The following is a 22,849-nucleotide window of genomic DNA, read 5'->3' on the forward strand; positions in this document are numbered from 1 at the left end:
GCATGAAACTCAAGCAATTCCTTCGTCGTCAGGATTCCTCCTTTTCCACTCCGAAGGCCGCGCGAAAGCTGCTTCGTCTGTTGGCCTGGCTGGTGATCGCCTGCCTGTTCTTCACGTTGAGCCTGTTCCTTGCCGCGAGCTTCAACAGCGAGGTGTCGCAGCTGCGCCGGCAGATGAATGCCGCCATGTACGAGGCCCAGAACTACCTGGGGCAGCGTGAGTCGCTGTTGGAGCACATCAGCCGCGGCGTGACCTGGAAAGCCCGCGAGCCGCTGTTGCAGTGGCGCCAGTTGAGCGCGCCGGTGCCGCCCCATGAGCAGGTCTATGTCACGCTCGGCGAGCCGGGTTCGAGCTGGAGCCTGGCGCTGTCGGGGCGCGACCTTTCGGAGCTGGAAGCCAAGCGCTTGAACCTGATCTACGTCTCGCCCGCGCCGGAGCGCTTCGTCACCCGGCTGTACGGGGCGCCAGCGCTCAATGCCGTGGTGCCGGCCTCGGTGCTCGAAGTGCTGGGGCAGCCCGGCACGGCGACAGAAGAGAGCCAGGTACGCTGGCTTGCCGATCCGACCGACCCGCAGGCGCGGCAGTACCTGTTCACCCGTGCGACCAGCGAGCAGGACAATGGCTGGCTCGGGCTGGAGATGTTTGGCGCCGATCTCTCGGCGGCGCTCGCCATGCCCGACGCCGGGCGTTTCCTGCTGCTGGACCGCGACCACCGGACCATCCTCGGCAGCGCGGTCACGCCGCAGCTGGGCCTGCAATTCAGCGACCTTTGGGCAGGCGACAACTTCGCCTTCAGCGGCCCGGGCCTGATTCCCAGCCACCTGGCGCTGCTCAAGCACCTGGGCAGTTCCGACTGGTCGCTGATCTACTACTTCAACCTGTCTGACCTGCTGCTGCCGATCTGGCCCAGGCTGCTGGCCTCGCTGGCCTTCCTGCTGGGCTGCTGTCTGGTGGTCTGGGGCATGTGCCGGCGCATCAACCGCCGCCTGATCGGCCCGGCGCAGCACCGACTCAAGACGCTGGTGGAGAACGAGGACTTCCACCGGGCCATGATCCAGACCGCGCCGGTGGCGCTGTGCGTGCTGCGGCGCAACGATGCCGAAGTGATGCTGGAGAACCGCCTCGCCCAGCAATGGCTGGGCAGCGGCGACGAACGTCGGTACTGGACCTACGGCTGGCTCGAGCGCGGTTTCAACAGTGGCGAGGACGGCGGCTCGGAAGAAGTGGAAACCCACACCGGCCGGCACTTGTACCTGAGCTACACGCCAACCCGCTACAAGGGCGAGGAAGTGCTGTGCTGCGCCTTCAGCGACATCAGTGCGCGCAAGCAGACCGAGGCCGCGCTGGCCGAAGCCAAGCGCCTGTCCGATGCCGCCAACGAGGCCAAGACGCTGTTCCTGGCAACCATGAGCCATGAGATCCGCACGCCCCTCTACGGAGTGCTGGGCACCCTTGAGCTGCTGGGCCGCACCGTGCTGGATCACCAGCAGTCGGGCTACCTGCGCGCCATCCAGCGTTCGTCCTCGACCCTGCTGCAACTGATCAGCGACGTGCTCGATGTCTCCAAGATCGAGGTCGGCCAACTGGGCCTGGAACCGGTGGAGTTCTCGCCGCTGGAGCTTACCCTCGACAGTATCCAGTCCTACGCCGCTGCCGCCCGCGCCAAGGGCCTGCAGATCTATGCCTGCTGTGACTGCCTGATGCCCGAGCGGGTGCAGGGGGACGCCACGCGCATCCGCCAGATCCTCAACAACCTGCTGAGCAATGCGGTGAAGTTCACCGACAGCGGGCGCATCGTGTTGAGGGTCCGTTCGGAGCCCGGCGAAGGCTGGCATGACACGCTGCACTGGCAGGTTGCCGACACCGGCATCGGTATTCCCTGGGACCAGCAGGAGCACCTCTTCGACGCCTTCTACCAGGTTTCCGGCAACGCGCGCATGGCGGGCGGAACCGGCCTTGGCCTGTCGATCTGCAAGCGGCTCACCGAACTGATGGGCGGGCAGTTGCGGGTCGTCAGCGACGTCGGCCTGGGCAGCAGTTTCTCCCTCAGCCTGCCGTTGCCCTGTGTGGACCGTCACTCCTCCAGTGAACCCAGGCTGGGTAACTCGATGGTGTGGGTGCATGCGCCGACACGCGAACTGGCCGAGAGCCTCTGCGGCTGGATCACCCGCTGGGGGGCCCGCGCCCAGGTGGTAGCGGCCGACCAGCCCGTCGAAGATGATGCCGCCAGCGTACTGGTGGACCTGCGCTTCAATTCCCATGATCGCAAGCCGCTGCCCGCCTGGCGCGGCTGCCGGGTGCTGGTGACCGACCTGGGCGGCGAGCAGCCGCGCCAGGAAGGTTGTGACTGGCACGTGGGCCGCTACAACCTCGAAGGGCTGCGCCGTGCCCTGGCGGCGGCGCAGGGCTGTGCCAGCGGCGAGGCGGCGCGCCTGGCCGATACCCTGCCCGAGATCGGGCTCGGCCTGCGCGTGCTGCTGGTGGAGGACAACCCGATCAACCAGCTGATCCTGCGCGACCAGCTGGAAACCCTCGGTTGCATCGTCGAGCTCGCCATCGATGGCCGGCAGGCACTGACGCGCTGGCAGACGGACGCCTTTGACCTGGTGCTCACCGACGTCAACATGCCGCATCTCAATGGCTACGAACTGGCCCGCGCGCTGCGCCAGCGGGGCTATCGCGGGCCGATCATCGGCGCGACCGCCAATGCCATGCACGAGGAAAACGAACGTTGCCTCGCCGCTGGCATGAACCGCTGCCTGCTCAAGCCGGTGGACCTGCGCACCCTGCGCCAATGCCTGACCAGCCTGCCCGCGGAGGTGCCGCCATGCGACATCAGCGCATCCTGATCGTCGAAGACCAACCCTTCCAGCGCGAATACCTGCTCAACCTGTTCCGCGAGCAGGGCGTCGTCGAGTTGCGCGCTGCCGAGGATGGCGCCGAGGCGCTGCGCTGGCTGGAGCAGGAACGCTTCGACCTGGTGGTCAGCGACCTGATGATGCCCGGCCTGGATGGCGTGCAACTGATCCAGCGGCTGGCCACGCTGAGCCAGCCGCCGCTGTTGGCGATCATGAGTTCGGCTTCGCGCCCGCTGATGGGCAGCGCCTGCATGGTGGCCCGGGCCCACGGCATCACCGTGCTGGAGCAGATCGCCAAGCCGGCCCGCGCGCCAGTGATCCGCCGTCTGCTGGAGAAGCTTGTCTCGCGCCAGGAGCGCGAGGTGCAACGGCACGGGCCGGCGATTGCCGCGCCCACCCGCGAGGAACTCGAGCAGGCCCTGGCGCAGCGACAGTTGTGCGCCTGGTTCCAGCCCAAGGCTTCGCTGATCGATGGGCGTATCGTCGCGGCGGAAGCGTTGGTGCGCTGGGAGCACCCGCATCACGGCGTGTTGTTGCCGGGCAGCTTCATGGCCGCCCTGACGGCTGCGGGGCTGGATGAGGCGCTGCTCTGGACGGTGCTCGAGCAGGCACTGCAGGCGCAAGCCGACTGGAGCCAACTGGGGTTCCGCCTGTCGGTGGCGGTCAATCTGCCCACCCACCTGCTGGACGATCCTGATTTGCCGGACCGTCTCGCCGCCTTCGTCGCCGCCCGGGGCGGGGTCCCGGCGCACATCGTCTTCGAGCTGCTCGAATGCAGTGCAACGGCGACACCGGCCAACTACTACGCCGGCACCTGCCGCCTGCGCATGAAGGGCTTCGGCCTGGCACAGGACGATTTCGGCCAGGGCTACAGCTCGCTGTACAACCTGGTCTCGACCCCCTTCACGGAGCTGAAGATCGACCGCGCGCTGGTGCATGGCTGCGTGGATGACGAGGGGCTGGCGGCGGCGCTGGAAAGCATCGTCAAGCTGGGCCGGCAACTGGGGTTGGAGGTGATCGCCGAAGGCGTCGAGCATCCGGACGAGCTGGCGCTGTTGCGCCGGCTGCATTGCGACTGCGCCCAGGGCTACCTGTTCTCCGAGGCGGTGCCGCCTGCGGTATTCACCCGCCAGTTGCTCCAGGAGCGCGCCGCCATGGCTCATTGATCCACGGCAGGGACATCGCAGATGCGCAGGCGATTGCCGGCCTCCCGGGGGGCTGGCGGGTCGCCTTATCGCGTACTCACATCTAAAGTCTGCTGGTATCCGGCGGGCCCTCCGCCGCCACTTTCCCGCGACACCGGATGCTTTGCATGAAGGAACATGACCACGGCTCGATTCGTAAACTGGCCAGCACTTCGCTGCGCCTGAACGTCGTTCTGCTGTGCGCGGTTTCCCTCGCCCTGATGCTGGTGGGCGCGTGCTACTGGGCCCTGGGCCGGGTGGTGCAGGAAGAGCGCGACAAGGTGCATTTCCATTTCAGCCGGCTGGTGGGGGATATCCACGAGCATGAGGCTTTTCTCAACCGCATCGCCCTGCAGAGCGACGAGTCCACCCAGCGCCAGGACCTGGACGTGATCCCGCTGCAGCGACGCATGCTGATCCGCGAAAACGGGCTGGAGATCCACGAGGGGCGGGAGTTCTCCTTCGCCATGTCCTTCACCCTCGCGCATCAGGTGCGCCCTGTCGATCCACAGGAACGGCCCGGCACCTTTTCCTTCGGGGTGATGCTGGCGAACTTCTACAGCAGCTACTGGAGTGCCTCGTCCTATCCCTCGCCCCAGGTACTGGTGCTCGACCTGCATGGGCCCACCAGCCTGGCGGTGCCTTCCATCGGCAACTTCCGCGGGCAGCGGCCGCTGACGCGGGGCAACTACCTGGCGGTGATCGAGGGTGTGCGCGAGGCGCTGGAGAAGCGCTCGCCCAAGCGCAGCGACACCCAGGTGCACTGGGCCCAGGCGCAGCCCTATACCGGCGGCGAGAACCGCGAGCTGCTGGCTTACGTCAGCCTCGATTTGCCCGATGCGCTGTGGTGGGAGTCGGACCTGGACCGCCGCGTGGTGGCGGTGTCGCTGCTGGATATGGGACGCATCAATGACCTCGAGGAGGTGCTTGACCGGCCGGTGTTCGACGAGCTGGAACTGATCTCGCCGGGCGGCCAGGTGCTGATCGATTTCCAGGGCGGTGAAAAGGATTACCAGGATGGCCTGAACTTCAGTACCGACGGCCTGGTGTTCAAGGTCCGCAGCGAGTTCGATGGCGGTTGGACCGCGCTCTATCGCCTGAGCTACGCCAGCTTCTTCCGCTACGCCAAGTGGCAGTTCATTGGCGGGCTGGCGCTGATCCTTGGCAGCCTGGCGGGCGGCTGGTTCGCCATCCGCTGGTATTCGCGGCGGGTGATCAAGCCTGCGCGCCGCGCCCATCTGGACATAGTCGAGAGCGACGCCTTCAGCCGCGCGGTGATCCAGACCGCGCCGGTCGCGCTGTGCGTGCTGCGGCATGGCAGCCACCAGGTCGTGATGCAGAACCGCCTGGCCGAGCAGTGGCTGGGCGATGCCGAAGCCATCACCCGCATCAGCCGCGACTGGGACCTGAGCGGGAAGATCGGCGGGGGGGATGGTGAGCTGGTCTTCGAGGTGGAAGGTCGTGCCCTGCACGCCAGCTTCGCGCCGACCCGCTACCGCGGCGAGAACGTGGTGCTCTGCGCTTTCAATGACATCAGCGCGCACAAGCAGGCGCAGCAGATGCTGGCCGATGCCAAGCTGTCGGCGGATGCCGCCAGCGAGGCGAAATCGGTGTTCCTTGTCACCATGAGCCACGAAATCCGCACGCCGCTCTATGGCGTCCTGGGCACGCTGGAGCTGCTCGGGCTGACCGAGCTGACCCTGCAGCAGCGCGACTATCTGGCGACCATCCAGCGCTCGTCGTCGACCCTGCTGCAGTTGATCAGCGACATCCTCGATGTGTCCAAGATCGAGGCCGGGCAGATGGCCCTGGAGGCGGTGGAGTTCAACCCGCTGGAGCTGGCCGAGGAGGTGGTCGCAGGCTATGCGGGCGTCGCCGAGGGCAAGGATCTGCAGCTTTATGCCTGCATCGATTCGAACGTCCCTGGCCTGGTGCGCGGCGATGCCGCGCGCATCCGGCAGATTCTTGCCAACCTGCTGAGCAATGCGCTGAAGTTCACCGACATCGGCCGCGTGGTGCTGCGCCTGCGCATCGTGCTCGGCGAGCAGGGCGAGACGGCGCTGCAATGGCAGGTCACCGATACCGGTATCGGCATGTCCGATGCGCAGCAGCAGCGTCTCTTCGAGCCCTTCTATCAGGCCCACGGCCACGAGCATACGGTCAGCGGTACCGGCCTTGGCCTGTCGATCTGCGCCCGGCTGAGCCAGTTGATGGGAGGGCGGTTGCGCGTGGTGAGCGAAACCGGATTGGGCAGCAGCTTCACCTTCACCCTGGCGCTTCCGGTGCTGGAGCGTAGCCAACCGCTGGCCGACGGCAAGCCGTTGCTGCCGCAACCGATCTACGTGCGGGCGCCGGTGAAAGAACTGGCGCAGAGCCTGGCCGACTGGATCGATTGCTGGGGCGGCTCGGCGCTGGTCCAGGAGCAGCTGCCGCCGGATGTTCCGCCCGGCGCGGTGCTGCTGGATCTGCTCGAAGCCGCTGGCGAGTCGCAATGGAGCGGCCCTCGGGTGCGTGCGTTGACGGATGGCGGGGTGCAGCCGCAGGCGTCCGCGCAGGGCTGGGAGGTCAGCCTTTACCACCTGGCCGGCATTGCCCAGGCGCTGCGTCTGGCTCAGCAGGGCGGAACCAGCGAGGCGCGCCAGGCGCCGCGGGTCGCCCGGCTGGGCAAGCTTGGCCTGCGAGTGCTGGTGGCCGAGGACAACCCGATCAACCAGGCGTTGCTCAAGGAGCAACTCGAGGAGCTGGGCTGCCGCGTCACCCTCACCAGCAATGGGCGCGAGGCACTCCAGCGTTGGGCGCCCAACGCTTTCGACGCGCTGCTGACCGATGTGAACATGCCGGTGATGAATGGCTATGAGCTGGTGGGCGAACTGCGCCGCCACGACAGCCGGCTGCCGATCATCGGCGTCACCGCTAACGCTCTACGCGAGGAAGGCGAGCGCTGCATGGCGGTGGGCATGAATGCCTGGCTGGTCAAGCCGATGAGCCTGCGCACGCTGCACGACGGACTGCTCAAGGTCTGCGGCCATGCGACGGCAGAAACGGCGGAAAACGAAGCACTGCCCGAAGCGCCGGCGCAGGACCGACTGCAGGTTTCCGAGAAGATGCGCGAGCTGTTCCTGCGCACCATGCGCCAGGACATGCAGGGCGTGACGGAGGCCCTGCGAGTCGGTGATCTTCCCACCGTCCGCCAACAGGTTCATCGTCTGCGGGGGGCACTTGCGGTGGTGCAGGCCCATGGGCTCAGTGATGCCTGCGGCGCGGTGGAGGAAGCCTTGATCGCGCAACCCGCCGGGCCCGAACTGTCTGCGGCGGTGACCACGCTGCTGGGACGAATCGAGGCGGCCCTGGCCAACCTCTGAAAGCCTGTCCGGTAACCGGGGCTATTCTGGAATAATGGCCGTGCCCTTGTGGCGGGCCGGCGAACGCAAACGTTGGGACTCAAGAAAACTCATGGAAAAAGTCAGAGTGGCACTAGCGGACGACCATCCCATTGTCCTGATGGGGGTTCGCGAGGTGATCGAACGGGACGATCGCTTCGAGGTGATAGGCGAGGCGCATAACTCCAGCGAGCTGGTGGCCCTGTACCGCGAGCAGCGGCCGGCCATCGTCATCACTGACTACAATATGCCGGGGGACCAGACCTACGGGGACGGCATCAAGCTGATCGAGTACCTGCTGCGCAATTTCCCCGACACCCGCATCCTCATCCTCACCATGCTGTCCAACCCGCTGATCCTCTCCAGCCTTTACGACCTGGGCGTGTCGGGGGTGATCCTGAAGAATGGCGATCTCGACGAAATCCTCGTGGCGCTCAAGGCACTGGCCCAGGACCGCATCTACCGCGGGCCGGGCATGCAGTCGGCAAGCAGCGTGCTGGCCAGCGGGGACGACGTGGAGGGGCGCATCGCCAGCCTGTCGGTGAAGGAATACGAGGTGCTGCGCCATTTCATCTCGGGCATGAGCGTGCGCGACATCGCGCTGCTGCTCAACCGCAGCGTGAAGACCGTGAGCGCGCAGAAGATCTCCGCCATGCGCAAGCTGGACGTGGATACCGACCAGGCGTTGCTGACGTTCTGCGTGATGGCCAATCTGTTTCAGTAGGCCCGCGCAATATAGGAGCGGGCCATGCCCGCGATCCGCCCATCACCGAACTCCCCATGAAGCCCGAGTGATCAGCGCAGCGCCGCAGTGCCCTGCTGGCTGTTTCCGCCATCGTCGATCCACAGGTAACGCACCTCCCCGCCGCTCGCCGGTAGGGCCTGGGTCGGCGTCAACACGCGCTTCGAAAACGGCGGCAGCAGCTCGGCCGGCAGCGCCGAGCCGGCGTTGCCCTGGCGCACCTCGGCGGCGGCCAGGGTGATGAAATAGGCGGTGGGATTTTCCACCTGCAGCGCATTGCCGGCCCTGCGGAAGAGCAGTTTGCGGGGAGCCTCCTCAGCATCCTTCGCCAGTGCCCGCGGGCGGTAGATGACCTTCATCTGCGTGCGCAGGGTAACGGTCAGGCGCGATTCCCCTTCGCCCAATGGCTCGTCGGATTGGGGCGGAATCTCGTAGAGGTTGAGCCAATACAGCGACTCGCGGTCCCTCGGCAGCGCATCGCCGGTATAGAGCAGGCGCAGGCTGCGCATCTGGCCGGGGTTCAGGCGGAATACCGGGGGCAGCGGCATGATCGGCGCCTGCGCGGTTTGCGGCGCGGCGTCGAGGTCGCCGTCGTCGATCCAGGTCTGCACGATGACCGGGTAGCTGTTCTGGTTCACCAGCGCCAGGGAAGCCTCGCGCTTGCCTTCGTCGAAGATCACCCGCGTGCGTTCGGCAGTGACACCGCCGTGGGCATTGGCGCCAACCAGCACGGCCAGGCCCAGCAGGGCGGCGCGCAGCCGCTTACTGCACACGGATCACCACCTGCGCGGTGGCTTCCACGCGGCCGGGGGTGACGGTGGGCATGCTGCCGAGGCTGAGTTTTTCCAGGCGCGCGCGGAAGGTCTCGCTGTACTGGGAGATGCCGTTGACCTCGCCGGTCTTGTTCGAAGCGTTACCGATCACCGGGTACCAGCCGCGCGCTTCGGCGTTGCTGCCGTTGGCGGAATCCTCGTTGGCCAGCAGGTTCATCGCGCTGCCGTTGCGCAGCAGGCGGATGCCCACGCCCTGGGCCATGCCGGGCTGGCCATAGCGGTCGGAGACCAGGTAGGAAAGCCCGCCGCTGGCATTCACCAGCCCCAGCCCGGAGGAGGCGGCCAGCGCGCCGGCCGAGACCTTGATGCCCAGGGCGGTACCGCTGGTGCCGGTTTGGCTGGTGCTGGGGGTGGTGCTGCTGAGCACGCCGCTCTGGCACTTGAAGTCGACCTGGAAGGGCATCTCGCGGCTGGCACCGGAATTTATCTCACCGATGGAGATCGACGGGAATACCACATGCGGCGTGACGTTGGTGACGGCGCAGGTGGGGTAGCGCTTGAGCGTGACGTCGCCGTACAGGCCGATGGAGGCGGGCCAGTTGCCGTACCAACCGGAGTAGTTTGCATAGTGGGTTTCACCGACCCTGGGGTAGGACAGCCCCGGTCCCTTGATGGCGATGTAGCCGGCGGGCTGGGTGTAAAGATAAGCCTGAGAGGCGATGGTCGCCGAATAGTAACGGGTCGATTCCAGCGGCGCACTGAAGAGCTCGGCGCGGACTGCGCTGAGGTTCTTCGCCTTGACCAACTGGAAACCGCGCGAATCGATGTCCAGCCCGGTGAGCAGGCGTTCGCGCCAGACGTCGGTGAAGTACTGGCCGGTCTCCACGTGGGTCAGGCGCAGCAGCACGTTGGGCCAGGCAGTGCGGTAGGCGGCCTGCAGGCCGATGGAGTTGCCTACGCTGTCGCCGCCCTGGTACCAGCCGCTGTAGAGGTCGTCGGCGTTGGAGGAGAACATTTCGTAGACCTCGTCCCCCGCTGTGCAGCGGAAGAACACCTTCTCTGGATCGTAGCCGGCAGAGTTTCCGTACTGCGTGAGCGGTGCGACTGAACTGGCGATCAGGGTGCCGTCGGGCTGGAAGCTGGAGTCGCTGACGTTGATCACCGACGGCAGGCCGAGGGAGCCATTGCTGTTGTCGAGGGAGCCAGACCAGGCGCCAGCGCTACCTTCGCCTGGGCGGATCGCCGTATTGGAGGTGGTGGTGGCGCTGCCCACGCTGGTGACCTTGTAGCAGGTAGCCCACGCACTTGGCGCGAGCAGCAGGGCGAGCAGCGGCAGGCTGCGCAGGACTGGATTCATGAAGCCTCCGGTAGACAGGTTGCCTGCAGGCGCACCAGCACCTGGTCGAGGTCGGCGCCTTTCAGGTCATAGGGCAGCAGGCAGCTGTCCTCCGCCCGGTCGCCCCATTGCACGCGCAGCCGGCCCTTCTCGCCCTCGGCGCGGGCGTAGACCTGCCCGCCCTGGCCGACCATGCCGATGTTCACACCCTTGCCGTCGAGCACGTCGGCGCCCAGCGGCAGCGGCTGGCCATCGGGCAGCCGGGCCTGGATCAGCAGCGGGTGCCCGGTGAGGGTCTTGAACTCGACCCGCACGGCAGCGCCGGCGTAGGGCGCGATCTTGCGTTCGGTTTCCACCAACTCGGCGTTTTCGTCGATGCCTTGCGGGTCGAGGCTGATGGGGTTGTAGCGGTAGGGCGAAAGCGAGGGCACCACGGCATAGCCGTTGCCGTCCACCCGCGCGCCCTGGCCGCCGCGCACGCCGGCGCCGCTGGCGCCCTTGGCTTCCACCAGGGCGAAGGTATCGCCGACGTAAGGGCCCAGGGTCAGGCCGCCGCTGTGCAGCACCGCCGCGCCGCGCATGCCGCCGTTGACCTGGCGGTAAGTGGAGCTTTCGGCGTAGCCGGCGTTGAAGGTGGCGACCGAGGTCTGCTGCTGCACGCTGCCGTTGAAGTCGGTGCCCTGGCCTTCGCTGTCGCGCCCGGCGGAGAGGGCGTAGCTCAGGCTGCGGTCTTCGCCCAGGGTGCCGTTGAGGCCGGTCTGGTAGGTGCTGCCGCTGGTGTCGCCACTGCGCCGCGAGGCCATGGCGCTGAGGTTCGGCGCGCGGCTGGTGGAACCCAGCGGCATGGACAGGCTCAGGGTCAGGGTGTTGTTGCGGTTGCTGCCGTGCTGCAGGTTGTACTGCGGCGGTTGCGACGGGTCGTAGTCGTCGTTGACGTCGCGGTACCAGGTGGTCTGCTGGCGCGAGTAGGAGAGGTTGTAGCTGAGCTGGCGCCAGGTGTTGGAGTAGCCGACCTGCAGCTGGGTATCGCGGCTCTTGCCGTCGTAGTAGTCGGCGGTGGAGCCGGACAGGTAGAGGTTGCCGTACTGCCCCAGGCCCTGGTTGACCAGCAGGGTGAACTGGTTGCGCTGCTTGTAGCTGCTCGAATCCCAGCTGTCGCCGTGGTCGCCCGCGTCGCGCGCGGAGAGGGCGTCGCCCAGGTCGCGGTAACCCTCGGTGGAGTAACGGTAGCCAGCCAGCGTCAGGGTGGTCTGGGTCGGCTGGAAGGTCCGGCTGTAGTTCAGGCCGACGCGCCAGCCCTGCTTGCGCTGGTTGTTCTCCACGGTGGCGCTGGAGAAGGTGGTGTTCATGCCGAAGGCGCCGTAGGGCGTGGCCAGCACGCCGCCGCCGAGTACCGCCAGGTAGTCCTCGGCGACGCGGGCGCCGAGGTTCGCGGTGAGGGCGTTGGTCAGGCCGCGCTGGTAGGTCAGGTCACCGAACAGGTCGTTGCCATCGCCGTACTGGCGCGCCTGGCCCACCGTCGCGCTATAGCGCGACAGGCCGGGGCGCATGGATTCGGGCACGGCGGAGAAGGGCACGGAGAAACGCGAGACGCTGCCGTCGGCCTCGATCACCTGCACGTCCAGGTCGCCGTCGTAGGCGGTGCCGTAGAGGTCGTCGATGACGAAGGGACCGGGCGCGACCGTGCTCTCGTGGATCTTCTTGCCATTCTGGCTGATCACCACCCGCGCGTTGGTATTGGCCGTGCCACGCACCTGCGGCGCGTACTGGCGTTGCGAGTCCGGCAGCATGCGGTCGTCGGTGGCCAGGCGTGCACCGCGGAAGCCCATGCTGCCGAACAGGTTGCCTTCGGTGTAGCTGTCGCCCAGGGTCAGTTCGCTGCGCAGGCCCGGCAGCGCGCGCTGGGCGTAGGTGCGAATGCTGTTCCAGTCGCTGCGGGTGTTCCCGGCGTAGCTGGAATAGGTGTAGTTGGACTGGTGGCGCAGCCGCCACAGACCCAGGTTCACGCCGCCGTTCAGGCCCAGGTAGCCGTAGTCCGAGTCGCCGCCGCTGCCGGAACCTTCGAAGCTCGAACGGTAGAGGTTGGCATCGTAGTTGACGAAGCCCATGGTGCTGCCGGCGTCCCATTCGTCCGGGCTGACATAGCCGCGCGGTTTGATGTCGAGCAGCGCCTGGGGCACCGCGAGGTCCAGGCGCAGGCGCGCGGTGTCGAGTGTCCAGGTCGAGTTGGGCAGGCGCTCGGTGAGCCAGTGGCAGATGCCCTGGTCGTCCTTGCCGGCCTTCGGGTCGGGGCGGGCCCCCAGGCTCTGGCGCAGGAAGCGTTCGCTGAAACAGGGTTCGGCGCGCTCACCACGCTGGCGCATCTGCACTTCGGCGCGGGTGGCGTACTGGCCGTTGAGGTAGAGGTCGACATGGTAGGTGCCGGGGTCCACCTGGTCGGCGCGGTTGAAGCGCTCCAGGCTGCCGCCGGCCAGGCCCGAGCCCATCAGCAGGCTGTCGTCGAAGCGGTACTGCGCATCGCCCAGCGCTATGCCCGCGATCGCCATGGCGAGGGCTCCCAGGGCGAACGGCAGCAGCGGTCCGTGGGCACGATCAACGCGGCAGGTCATGGCGAAGTTCCACTCTTGCGCCGTAGTCGTTGATCAGCAGGGCGGAGAGGCGTGGCGTACCCGCGGGCAGTGCCGAAGGCTTTTGCGGCGTCCACTGGGCCTGGCCCATCGGCGCGATCATGTCAGGCTGCAACTTCCACTGGCGCTCGCCGACGCTGAGGGTAGCGCTGCCGAAGGAGGCGTAGTAGCCGGTGGGGTTCTCCACCTTCACGCTCCAGTTGCTGCCGCTCTGCACCAGGGAGAAACGCAGTTTCTCAGTCAGCTGTTCGGGGCTGCCGGCGATGCCCGCAGGGCGGTAGAACAGCTTCAGGCGGTTGCGCAGCATCAGCAGCATCTGGTTCTGGTCGGCCTTGGCGGCGTTGCGCGGCGGAATCTGCAGCACATTGAGGTGGAACAGCGATTCGCGGTCCTTGGGCAGGCCGGAGCCGGTGTAGAGGATGCGCAGGGTCTGGCCGCTGCCCGGCGCCATGCGCGATACCGAAGGGTTCACCACGAACGGCGCCTTGGCGGTATCGGGCGTGGAGGCGGGATCGTCGATATCGATCCAGGCCTGGATGACGTTGGGGAAGCCGTCCTTGTTGGTCAGCTGCACGGTCTTTTCCCGGGCGTCGCCGGGGTAGATGACACGGGTGCCGGTGATCACCACGCTGGCCTGGGTCAGTGTGGCGGTGAAGGCTGCCAGCAGGGCGAGCGCGAGCGTCGCCGCGCTAAGCGGGCGCAGAGGGAGGGCGTTCATCCGGTTCACCTGTCTTGCCGGATCGTTCGGGGCGGTCTCCCCTGAACGGCCCGGCGCAATGCGGGGAAGCGGCACCGGGGGGACGGTGCCGCGGGGTATCACTCGTAGCGCAGGGTGTAGGTCACCGAGCCGAGTACCGGGCCGGGGGTCACGGTGGCGGCTTCGGAGATGTACTGCACGGCATAGTCGTAGCTGGCGCTGGTTTCACCATCGGCGAGGACGATGTCGCCGGCCTCCACCGCTGCGCCGCCAGCCAGGTTCACCGGAGTACCGGCGGGGCCGTCGAGCAGTTGCAGGGCAACGCCGGTGGCACCGCTGGTGGCGGTGTTGGTCAGGTTGCCCGACGCGGTGGCGTTGGTGGCCTGGAACAGGGTGGTGAAGTGCTCGTCGGCACCGCTGGGCGCGGCGCAGCCGGTCAGTTGGAGGGTAAAGCTGGTCTCGCCGGTGGTCTGGCCGACGCTGCCGTTCAGGGCGCTGACCGGAACGCTGTCGAGGATCACGGTCGGGTCGGTGTTGCCGTCGACCACGGCCGAGCAGGTCTGGTCGGTCACTTCGCCACTGAAGTTGATGGTGTTGGCGGCGAAGGCAAGGCCCGGCACAGCGAAGGCGGCTGCGACAGCGAGGGCGGTTACGTGAAGTTTCATTCTCTTGAGCTCCATGGTCAGGGTGTTTTGCCATGTCCATCTTGCTTTCAGAGCTTTCCTAAATATCTGAGACGAATCTGAAAGTGTTTTCCTAGGCTGCTGTCGTCCCGACCAGCGGCGCCCAGGTGCGAGGCAGAGCGGCGCGTTGAGAGTGCCGATGGCGCTGTGCGGAAAAACGTCTCCCAGTGTGTCGATTCCTGGCTGCGCGCTTCGACTATGAGGTAACCGCAAACCCATAGCGCCCGGAGACGACCATGAAGTACCTGTGCCTGATCTATGTGGATGACCAGCGCCTGTCGAGCCTGTCCGGGCCCGAATACCGGCGTCTGATGGACGAGTGCTTCGCCAACGACGAATACCAGCGCCGGGCTGGCAGAGTGCTCGCCTCCGAGGCGCTGGAGACGGTAGAGACCGCGACCACCTTGCGGCATGGAGCGGCGGGGTTGTCGATTACCGACGGGCCCTTCGCCGAGACGCGCGAGTATCTGGGCGGCTTCGTACTCATCGATGCGCGTGACCTCAACGAGGCACTGCAGATTGCACAGGGGATTCCCAGCGGTCGCCTGGGCGCGGTGGAAGTCCGCCCGGTGCGCGACTGGGACCGCTACTTTGCCGGGCGCTGAGGCCCGGCTGTTCAAGTGATGGCAACGTCAGGAGGATGTGATGCTCAAGTGGATTGCGTTGGTGATGGTACTGGCTGTGGCGGTGGTCCTGGTGCTGGCGGCGAATCGCCCGGGCACCTTCCGGGTGGAGCGCACCGCGCGCATCCAGGCGCCGCCTGAGAAGGTGCAGGGTTATATCGAAGACTTCCACCTGTGGGCGCAATGGTCGCCCTTCGAGAAGCTCGACCCGCAGATGCAGCGCAATTTTTCCGGTACCGACAAGGGCCGAGGCGCGGTCTACGCCTGGGAAGGCAACGGCAAGGCCGGGGCAGGGCGGATGGAAATCCTCGAAATCGATCCCGGTAGCCGCGTGACCATCGCGCTGGACTTCCGCAAACCGTTCACGGCCAGCAACACCGCCGAATTCACCCTGGTGCCGCGCGATGGCGGCACCGAGGTGACCTGGGCGATGTTCGGCCCGGTGCCCTTCGTGGCGAAGATCATGCACCTGTTCTTCGACGTGGACCGCATGGTCGGCAAGGACTTCGAGGCGGGCCTGGCCAACCTCAAGGCGCTCGCCGAAAAGGGCTGATGCAACCTGTGACCCGAAGGAGGTGAGCCATGTGCCCCCTGTGCGTTTCGACCCTGACGCTGGCGCTGACCAGCGTTCTTTCCGCCGGCGGCTTCAGTGCCTTCGCCGTCACCCGCCTGCGCGGCAAGCGCCGCGCCCGATCACACGAGCAACGGGAGCCTTCCCAGGAGCGTGCGCCATGAAACCGGCCAACCAACATTCTTCCTTCCCAGCGATGCCCCGGGTCGTTTCCCAGGCTGCCTGGCGACAAGCGCGCATTCGCCTGCTGGAGCAGGAAAAGGCTGCGACCCACGCCCGCGACGCGCTCAATGCCCAGCGCCGCGAGCTACCGGTGGTGCGCATCGACAAGGACTACCGCTTCGAGGGCCCGCACGGCCCGTTGCGCCTGCTCGACCTGTTCGAGGACCGGCCGCAGCTGATCGTCTACCACTTCATGTTCCACCGCGACACGGGGCTGGGTTGCGAGGGCTGCTCCTACCTGGTCGACAACCTCGGCCGGCTGGAGCACCTGCATGCGCGTGGCACTACCTTCGCCATGGTATCCCGCGCACCGCTGGAGGAGATCGCACCGTTCCGCACCCGCATGGGCTGGCAGTTCCCCTGGTATTCGTCATTCGGCAGCGACTTCAATTACGACTTCCACGTCAGCGTCGATGAGGCCGTCGCCCCGGTGGAATACAACTATCGTGACAAGGCAGAGCTGGAACGTCTCGGCCAGGACTACCACGTGCGCGGCGAGCAGCCGGGCATGAGCGTGTTCCTGCGCGACGGCGATCAGGTCTACCACAGCTACTCGACCTACGGCCGGGGGCTTGAGGCGCCGCTGTTCACTTACCACCTGCTCGACCTCACCCCGCTGGGGCGCGGCGAAGGCTGGGGCGGCATGCCCGACTACCAGGGCAAGGGCATGAACTGGACGCGCTTCCACGACGAATACGACGACGCCCCGCAGCCGCGCAGTTGATGCGGTTCCTGAACCTCGAACAGGAGCAAATCCCATGACTGGCGACAAGAATGCGGACCACGGCGAGCTGCACGCCGTGCTGGAAAGCTGGCTGAACGCCGTGCGGGCCTCGGACGTCGAGGGCATCACCCGCCATTACACCCGCGACATCCTCGCCTTCGACGCGGTGAAGCAATTGCAGTTCAAGGGTATCGAGGCCTACGCCAGCCATTGGCGCGACTGTACGCAGATGTGCCGGGAGCCAACCTTCGACATCCACCAGATGAGCTTCGAATGCGGCGGCGACACCGCGTACGGGCACTACCTCGCCTACTGCGGCGGCACCGACGACAAGGGCCAGCACAACGCTTCCTGGGCACGCGTGTCGGTCGGCCTGCGCCGCGAGGCCGGGCGCTGGAAGATCGCCCACGAGCACTTCTCCATCCCCTTCGATCCGGCGACGGGGCAGCTGCTGTTCGATGCCAAGCCCTGACCACGACCGGGACCGGGTCTGGACCTCGCTCCTACGAAAGCCCCTTGCCCCAACGCAGCACCCCGCAATGATCGCCCGTCGCATCCGTCCGACCACCTCCCACCTTGGAGGAAATGCGTGCAGGATAGGCAGACCTCACCCACGCCAAGGACCTTCGGCCCATGCACGAGTACGCCGCCCAGCCCCTGCGCGATGTGATGGACGACGTCTACCGCCGTGAATCGCGCCGGGTACTGGCCACGCTGATCCGCCTGCTGGGGGATTTCAACCTGGCCGAGGAGGCCCTGCACGAAGCCTTCGTCGCCGCCGTGGACCAGTGGCGACGCGACGGCGTGCCGGCCAACCCTCGTGCCTGGCTGGTCTCCGCCGGGCGCTTCAAGGCCATCGACGGCCTGCGCCGGCGCTCGCGTTTCGACGCCTCGCTGACGCAGATCGCCGCGCAACTGGAGATCGATGCGCAATCAGTGGAGGAGCAGGCCGACGAAAGCGTCGAGGACGACCGCTTGCGGCTGATCTTCACCTGCTGTCACCCGGCGCTGCCGGCGGACGCGCAGGTGCCGCTGACCCTGCGCGAGGTCTGCGACCTGAAGACTGAGGAAATCGCCCGGGCCTACCTCGCCACGCCCTCGACCATCGCCCAGCGCATCGTCCGCGCCAAGGCGAAGATCCGCGATGCGCGGATTCCCTACCAGGTACCGGAAGCCGCCGAGCTGCCGGAGCGCCTGGCCAGCGTGCTGCGGGTCATCTACCTGGTGTTCAACGAGGGCTATTCCGCCTCGGCGGGCGACTCGCTGACCCGCACCTATCTGTCCGCCGAGGCCATCCGCCTGGGCCGGCAATTGCTGGAGTTGCTGCCGGAGCCCGAAGTGATGGGCTTGCTGGCGTTGATGCTGCTGCACGAATCGCGGCGCGAGGCGCGCACCGCCGAGGACGGCGAACTGGTATTGCTGGAGGACCAGGACCGCTCACGCTGGAACCGACAGCTGATCGCCGAGGGACAGCAACTGATCAGCGCTGCGCTCGCAACCCGACGAGTCGGCCCGTACACCCTGCAGGCGGCCATTTCCGCCGTGCACGCCGCCGCAGCCGACATGGCCAGCACCGACTGGGCGGAGATCGTCGGCCTCTATGACCTGCTGCTGGCGATGCAGCCCTCGCCGGTGATCGAGCTCAACCGCGCCGTGGCACTGGCCATGCGCGACGGACCGAAAGTCGGGCTGGCGCAGGTGGACGCCATCCTCGCCCGTGGCGATCTGCAGGACTACCACCTGGCGCATGCCGCCCGCGCGGACTTCTGCCGGCGGCTGGGGCGCCATGCGGATGCTCGCACGGCCTACGGGCGCGCGCTGCAGCTGGCGAAGCTGGAGCCGGAGCGGCGCTTTCTTGAGCAGCGGCTGCGCGAACTCCAGTGCTGACCGGCATACCCATCGATCAGTCGTTGCTGCCGGGCGGCGCGGCAGGTTCGCTCTACAGGCTGCTCACCAGGTGTCCGCCATCGACGGCGAGCACCGCGCCGGTCATGAAGGCGCCGGCGTCGCTGGCCAGCAGGAGGAAAGGACCTTCCAGCTCCTGCAACTGGCCCAGGCGGCGCATCGGCACCGTGTCGCGGATGTAGGCCTGGCCCTTGTCGCTGTCGAAGTAGGCGTCGTTCATTTCGGTCCGGAAGTAGCCCGGCGCGATGGCATTGACCCGCACGTTGAAGCGCGCCAGTTCCAGCGCCAGGGATTTGCTCAGCTGCACCACACCGGCCTTGGCCGCGCAGTAGTGGCTGTAGCCGCCGCCCACTCGCAGGCCGAGGATCGAAGCGATATTGACGATGCTGCCACCGCGCCCGGCCCTGGCCAGGCGTTGCGCCGCGCACTGGGCGACGCGCCAGACTCCGTCGAGGTTGGTGGAGAGCATGGCGCGCCAGTCTTCCTCGCTGACCTCCAGCGCGCGCTGGCCGTTGCCGATGCCGGCGTTGTTGAGCACTACCTCGACCACGCCGAACTCTGCCTCGGCGCTGTCGAAGGCCGCTTCGACGCTGGCGCGGTCGGTCACATCCAGCGCCACGGCATGGGCTTCGCCGCCCTCGGCTTGAATGCTTTGGGCGAGCTGTGCCAGTCGTTCGGTGCGACGTGCCGCCAGGACTACCCGGGCGCCGGCACGGGCGGCTGCGCGCGCGAGATGCGCGCCGATGCCGCTGGAGGCGCCAGTGACCAGGACGGTCTTGCCGGCGAGGGAAAATAGGTCGTTGCTCATGGCTGCACCTGTGTCGACGGAGCGAAATCGCTGACCGCCAAGGTTAGCCGGATGCACCCTCAAGGGCGTGCAGGGTGCGCCATTCGCCGCGCGAATGACGAGCCGGGCTTGGCCGATGTTCCGGGTGCGCTTGGCGATGGGCATCTCAGGCTCCACGCCATCCTACGCTGGTGCTCCGAAGTTACCGGCGGAAGTCCACCGTAGGATGGCGTGGAGCGAAGCGACACCCATCGATAGCGGGGGGGGCAGGGGCAATCAAGAAAAAGCCCGGCACAAGTGCCGGGCTTTTCATGACGCGGGAAGCAAATCAGGCGGCGAGTGCGCGGGCCTGCTTCTTCTTCACCTGGGCACGGCAAGCATCGCCGAACGCCTGGAAGATCTTCACCGAATCGGGGTTCTTCGCGGCTTGCCATTCCGGGTGCCACTGCACCGCGAAGAGGAAGGGCGAAAGCGTCGGAGCGTGGATGGCCTCGACCAGGCCGTCCTCGGCGTGGGCGATGGCTTCAATGCCCTTGCCCAGGTTCTTCAGGCCCTGGCCATGCAGCGAGTTGACGCGAATCTCATCGCCCAGCAGCTGCTGCAGCCAGCTGCCCGAAACCGGACGAACGCCGTGGACCTGGCTGTACTGCACGTCGACCGGGTCTTCGGGGTTCTCGCGATGGTCATTGAAGCCGGGCTCGGCGTAGACCTTCTGGTAAATGTCGCCGCCCAGGGCCACGTTGATTTCCTGCATGCCGCGGCAGATACCGAAGATCGGCAGGCCACGCGCGATGGCGGCCTTGATCAGCGGGATGTCGAAGTTGTCGCGGTCCTTGTCCTGGCCCTTGCCGGGAGTTTCGTTCTCCTGGCCATACAGGGTCGGATCGATGTTGCTGCCGGCACCGGTCAGGTACACGCCGTCGGCCATGTCCAGGTATTGCTCGAGGTCTTCGATGCCGCAGCAGGTCGGTACCAGTACCGGCACGCAATCGGACTGTTCGACCAGGGGCACGATGTATTTGTGGGTCATGACCTGATAGTCGTGGCCTTTGCGCTCTTGGCTGCCCATGGACATCAGGACGACGGGTTTACGGAGAGTCTGTTTCTTGTTGCCAATGTTGCTGTTGGACATATGTCACCTTTGGACGGGCTGCAGCCCATCGTTTTTGTGCAGGCGCGCAGCGGAAAGGCGCGCTACCTGAGGTTCCGAGCACTGCCGGGAGCGCACAGAAGGCGAAGTTTCCCGGTCGAAACCTGCCTACCAGCCTGCCAGAGCCGTTAAATATGTCAAACGAATTCGACGGCGAGCGTCAAAAATAATGGTCGAAATCCTGTCTTACAATTCATTTATCTTATTGTTTTTAAAGTGTTTTTATAAATTCCCCGACGTGATTAAAAGTCCATTATTTAAAACGCCGGATCATAATGGTGAAAAATTCTGCACGCTTTTTCATGGCGGGTGTTCGGGATCGGCAACGACGGTGCAAGCGGCGCGCTCTGCCTCGCGGTTTTGCCTCGAACGGCACGCTCAATGGCACTCGATACGGTTCCGGCCGTTCTGCTTGGCCCGGTAGAGCGCGCTGTCGCTGCGCGAAAGCGCGGCCTCGGCGGAGATGTCGTGGGCTTCCAGGGCGGCGATGCCGATGCTGATGCTCAGCGGGATGCGTTGTCCGTCCTGCATCAAGGGTTGCTCCAGCAATTGCTGCTGCAGCCGTTGCGCGAAAATCTTCGCGGCAGCGACATCGACGCCGCCCAGTACCACGGCAAACTCCTCGCCGCCCATGCGCCCGGCGAAATCCACGCGGCGGATGTCGCGGCCCAGGATGCAGGCGAAATGGCGCAGCGCCTCGTCGCCGACGGCGTGACCCCAGCGGTCGTTGATCGCCTTGAAGTGGTCGATGTCGCACATCAGGATCGCTGCGTGGCGGTTGCTCGAGCGTTGCACGCGGCCGAGCTCCGCCTCGATCAGGCGCATGAAATGGCCGCGGTTGGGCAACTGGGTGAGGAAGTCGGTGGTGGCCAGTACCTGAAGCTCCGCCTCGATGCGCTTGCGTTCGGTGATGTCAGTGATGAAGCCGTGCCAGATCAGGCCGCCGTCCGGCAGGCGCTTGGGGTGCGCGTTGCCCTGGCGCCAGAGTGTGCCGCGGCCGGCGATCTGCACGCGGTATTCGTGCCGCCAGGGTTGCAGGTGGGCGGCGGAGGCTTCCAGCGAGGCGAGGCAGGCCGGAAGGTCATCGGGGTGGATCAGGTCGCGCAGGAGCACGGATCGGTGGCGCATCTGTTCGGCGGGCACGCCATAGATGTCCATCACGCCTGCGCTGACATAGGGGAAGGTACCGGTGCCGTCGGGGAGGCGGCGGAACTGGAAGACCATGCCGGGGATTTCGTTGGTCAGGTCGGTGAGCAGTTCCACGCTTTCGCGCAGCTTCTCGGCCATGCCGCGCAGGGCGCTGATGTCGGTGGTAGTGCCGAGCATGCGCAGGGCATTGCCCGCGGCGTCGCGCTCGACCACTTTGCCGCGGCTGCACACCCAGAGGTAACGGCCGTCCTTGTGCCGCAGGCGGTGCTCGACCTCGTAGGCCTCGGTGCGGCCCTCGAAATGGTCGCGCATGGTGTTCTGCACATACTCGAGGTCTTCGGGATGCACGCGGGTGTAGGCGTCCTCGATGCAGCTGCCGATTTCGTCCTCGGTGTAGCCCAGCAGGGACTTCCAGGCGGTGGAGTAGTGGATCTGCCCGGTGGGCACATGGCGGTCCCAGATGCCGGTGCCGCTGCCGTCCACCGCCAGGGCCATGCGCTGCTCGTCCTCCTTCTGCGGTACGCGGTCGCGGTCCAGCAGCGCTTCGCCCAGCTCCACTACGTCGGTCAACAGCCTTTGCTGGTCGTCGCTCAGTGCCTCGTCGCTGTCGCCGAGCAGCGCCAGTCGCGCCTGGGGAAAGCCTTGCGGGTCGCGCAGCACCCGGCTGGCCAGCAGGTTCAGCAGTCGGCCCTGATGGCTGAGCGGACTGGCGGCGGCATCGAGGGCCAGCAGGGTGGCCAGGGAAAGGGCTGCCGCACCGTCTATGCCGAGCTGGCCGAGCAACTGGCCACGCATGTCGATGAGCAGGACGGCGCAGTCGCCGCCTGCATGCTGGGCGAGACGCAGCAGGCCGTCATATCGCCCGTGCTCCTTTACCGCAGGATTACTGGAAGTTCGCATCCGATAGCAGCTTCTTCAACGGAGGATGGGCTTGGGCATGGCGGGGCGCGGGGCGCTGCGGCATGCGGACGCAGATGGCCCTATGAGATCACGGCCTTCGGGGCGCCACAATGTCCCTCCACGACATGGACGACGAGCGTGCAGAAGAAGGGCGGCGCCTGCGGTAGCGCAGGCGCGCAAGGGTCAGTTGATCAATTGGTCGATCAGCACGGCGTTGGTGTAGAACAGGCAGCCGTCGCTGGCGCGGTGTCCGACCAGATGGAACTGGCCGCGGTGCTCTGCGCCGCCCAGGTACACGCGGAACATGCAGTCCGCCAGTGGCCCGACGCTGTCGGGCATGTGCAGGTCGAGGGTAGCGAGGTCGGCGTCGACCATCATTTCCTCCTGGTGGTTTTCCTGCAGGTACACCTCGGCCTGTTCCAGGTGCAGGCGGTCGTCGTCGGTGAGATAGAAGTGGATATCGGTCACCGGGATGGGTTGCTGATCCGCGGTGAGCTTGCACCAGCCTTCGAGTGTCAATGCGCTCATGATGCTGTCC

General features: G+C 66.4%; 19 protein-coding genes. 10 read left to right on the plus strand and 9 right to left on the minus strand.

Annotated features, from left to right (window positions below; genetic code table 11):
* Positions 1-2 precede the first annotated feature (2 nt).
* The 4 genes from C167_RS0116515 (at position 3) to C167_RS0116530 (ending at position 8,146) form a co-directional block, all read left to right on the plus strand.
* Positions 3-2,849 (plus strand): ATP-binding protein, encoded by a 2,847-nt coding sequence (locus C167_RS0116515; RefSeq protein ID WP_017519395.1) that lies wholly within the window; start codon positions 3-5, stop codon positions 2,847-2,849.
* Positions 2,828-4,024 carry an EAL domain-containing protein gene (locus tag C167_RS0116520; RefSeq protein WP_017519396.1) on the plus strand — a complete coding sequence of 399 codons (1,197 nt, stop codon included), beginning with the start codon at positions 2,828-2,830 and terminating at the stop codon, positions 4,022-4,024. The genes C167_RS0116515 and C167_RS0116520 overlap by 22 nt, the downstream gene beginning before the upstream one ends.
* Positions 4,025-4,170: 146 nt before the next feature.
* A complete protein-coding gene (locus C167_RS0116525) occupies positions 4,171-7,404 on the plus strand; it encodes a hybrid sensor histidine kinase/response regulator (protein ID WP_017519397.1) in 3,234 nt (1,077 codons plus the stop codon).
* A gap of 91 nt (positions 7,405-7,495) precedes the next feature.
* Positions 7,496-8,146 (plus strand): response regulator, encoded by a 651-nt coding sequence (locus C167_RS0116530; RefSeq protein WP_017519398.1) that lies wholly within the window; start codon positions 7,496-7,498, stop codon positions 8,144-8,146.
* Between the two features lie 71 nt (positions 8,147-8,217).
* Here C167_RS0116530 and C167_RS0116535 read toward each other — a convergent pair whose 3' ends face one another.
* The 5 genes from C167_RS0116535 to C167_RS0116555 all read right to left on the minus strand — a co-directional run bounded on the left by C167_RS0116535 (position 8,218) and on the right by C167_RS0116555 (position 14,262).
* On the minus strand, positions 8,218-8,937 hold the full coding sequence (locus C167_RS0116535; RefSeq protein ID WP_017519399.1) for a molecular chaperone: 720 nt from the start codon (positions 8,935-8,937) through the stop codon (positions 8,218-8,220).
* Positions 8,927-10,294 carry a fimbrial protein gene (locus C167_RS0116540; RefSeq protein ID WP_017519400.1) on the minus strand — a complete coding sequence of 456 codons (1,368 nt, stop codon included), beginning with the start codon at positions 10,292-10,294 and terminating at the stop codon, positions 8,927-8,929. Before C167_RS0116540 ends, C167_RS0116535 begins: the two co-directional genes overlap by 11 nt.
* Positions 10,291-12,882 carry a fimbria/pilus outer membrane usher protein gene (locus C167_RS0116545; RefSeq protein WP_017519401.1) on the minus strand — a complete coding sequence of 864 codons (2,592 nt, stop codon included), beginning with the start codon at positions 12,880-12,882 and terminating at the stop codon, positions 10,291-10,293. Before C167_RS0116545 ends, C167_RS0116540 begins: the two co-directional genes overlap by 4 nt.
* Positions 12,866-13,618, minus strand: a complete 753-nt coding sequence (locus tag C167_RS0116550) for a molecular chaperone (protein WP_017519402.1) — start codon at positions 13,616-13,618, stop codon at positions 12,866-12,868. The genes C167_RS0116545 and C167_RS0116550 overlap by 17 nt, the downstream gene beginning before the upstream one ends.
* A 98-nt stretch (positions 13,619-13,716) precedes the next feature.
* Positions 13,717-14,262, minus strand: a complete 546-nt coding sequence (locus C167_RS0116555) for a fimbrial protein (protein WP_017519403.1) — start codon at positions 14,260-14,262, stop codon at positions 13,717-13,719.
* Positions 14,263-14,516: 254 nt separating this feature from the next.
* Between C167_RS0116555 and C167_RS0116560 the strand changes: the two genes are divergently transcribed.
* The 6 genes from C167_RS0116560 to C167_RS0116585 all read left to right on the plus strand — a co-directional run bounded on the left by C167_RS0116560 (position 14,517) and on the right by C167_RS0116585 (position 18,307).
* The gene (locus C167_RS0116560; protein ID WP_017519404.1) at positions 14,517-14,885 is read left to right on the plus strand and encodes a YciI family protein; all 369 of its coding nucleotides are present in this window, start codon (positions 14,517-14,519) and stop codon (positions 14,883-14,885) included.
* 40 nt (positions 14,886-14,925) lie between these two features.
* Complete coding sequence (locus C167_RS0116565) at positions 14,926-15,456, plus strand: SRPBCC family protein (RefSeq protein WP_017519405.1); 531 nt, start codon at positions 14,926-14,928, stop codon at positions 15,454-15,456.
* 29 nt (positions 15,457-15,485) lie between these two features.
* On the plus strand, positions 15,486-15,638 hold the full coding sequence (locus C167_RS34525; protein ID WP_017519406.1) for a hypothetical protein: 153 nt from the start codon (positions 15,486-15,488) through the stop codon (positions 15,636-15,638).
* Complete coding sequence (locus C167_RS0116575) at positions 15,635-16,420, plus strand: DUF899 domain-containing protein (protein WP_017519407.1); 786 nt, start codon at positions 15,635-15,637, stop codon at positions 16,418-16,420. Before C167_RS34525 ends, C167_RS0116575 begins: the two co-directional genes overlap by 4 nt.
* 34 nt (positions 16,421-16,454) lie before the next feature.
* Positions 16,455-16,892 carry a YybH family protein gene (locus C167_RS0116580; RefSeq protein WP_017519408.1) on the plus strand — a complete coding sequence of 146 codons (438 nt, stop codon included), beginning with the start codon at positions 16,455-16,457 and terminating at the stop codon, positions 16,890-16,892.
* Positions 16,893-17,053: 161 nt separating this feature from the next.
* The gene (locus C167_RS0116585; protein ID WP_017519409.1) at positions 17,054-18,307 is read left to right on the plus strand and encodes an RNA polymerase sigma factor; all 1,254 of its coding nucleotides are present in this window, start codon (positions 17,054-17,056) and stop codon (positions 18,305-18,307) included.
* Between the two features lie 52 nt (positions 18,308-18,359).
* Here C167_RS0116585 and C167_RS0116590 read toward each other — a convergent pair whose 3' ends face one another.
* The 4 genes from C167_RS0116590 to C167_RS0116605 all read right to left on the minus strand — a co-directional run bounded on the left by C167_RS0116590 (position 18,360) and on the right by C167_RS0116605 (position 22,839).
* Positions 18,360-19,133, minus strand: coding sequence for an SDR family NAD(P)-dependent oxidoreductase (locus tag C167_RS0116590; protein WP_017519410.1), 774 nt, complete (start codon positions 19,131-19,133; stop codon positions 18,360-18,362).
* Between the two features lie 307 nt (positions 19,134-19,440).
* Positions 19,441-20,244, minus strand: a complete 804-nt coding sequence (locus tag C167_RS0116595; protein ID WP_017519411.1) for a gamma-glutamyl-gamma-aminobutyrate hydrolase family protein — start codon at positions 20,242-20,244, stop codon at positions 19,441-19,443.
* A gap of 396 nt (positions 20,245-20,640) precedes the next feature.
* Positions 20,641-22,311, minus strand: coding sequence for a sensor domain-containing diguanylate cyclase (locus tag C167_RS0116600; protein ID WP_017519412.1), 1,671 nt, complete (start codon positions 22,309-22,311; stop codon positions 20,641-20,643).
* 183 nt (positions 22,312-22,494) lie between these two features.
* Positions 22,495-22,839 (minus strand): hypothetical protein, encoded by a 345-nt coding sequence (locus C167_RS0116605; protein WP_017519413.1) that lies wholly within the window; start codon positions 22,837-22,839, stop codon positions 22,495-22,497.
* Between the last annotated feature and the right edge of the window lie 10 nt (positions 22,840-22,849).

Origin of the sequence: Pseudomonas nitroreducens TX1 (assembly GCF_000313755.1) — a bacterium.
Taxonomy (GTDB): domain Bacteria; phylum Pseudomonadota; class Gammaproteobacteria; order Pseudomonadales; family Pseudomonadaceae; genus Pseudomonas; species Pseudomonas nitroreducens_A.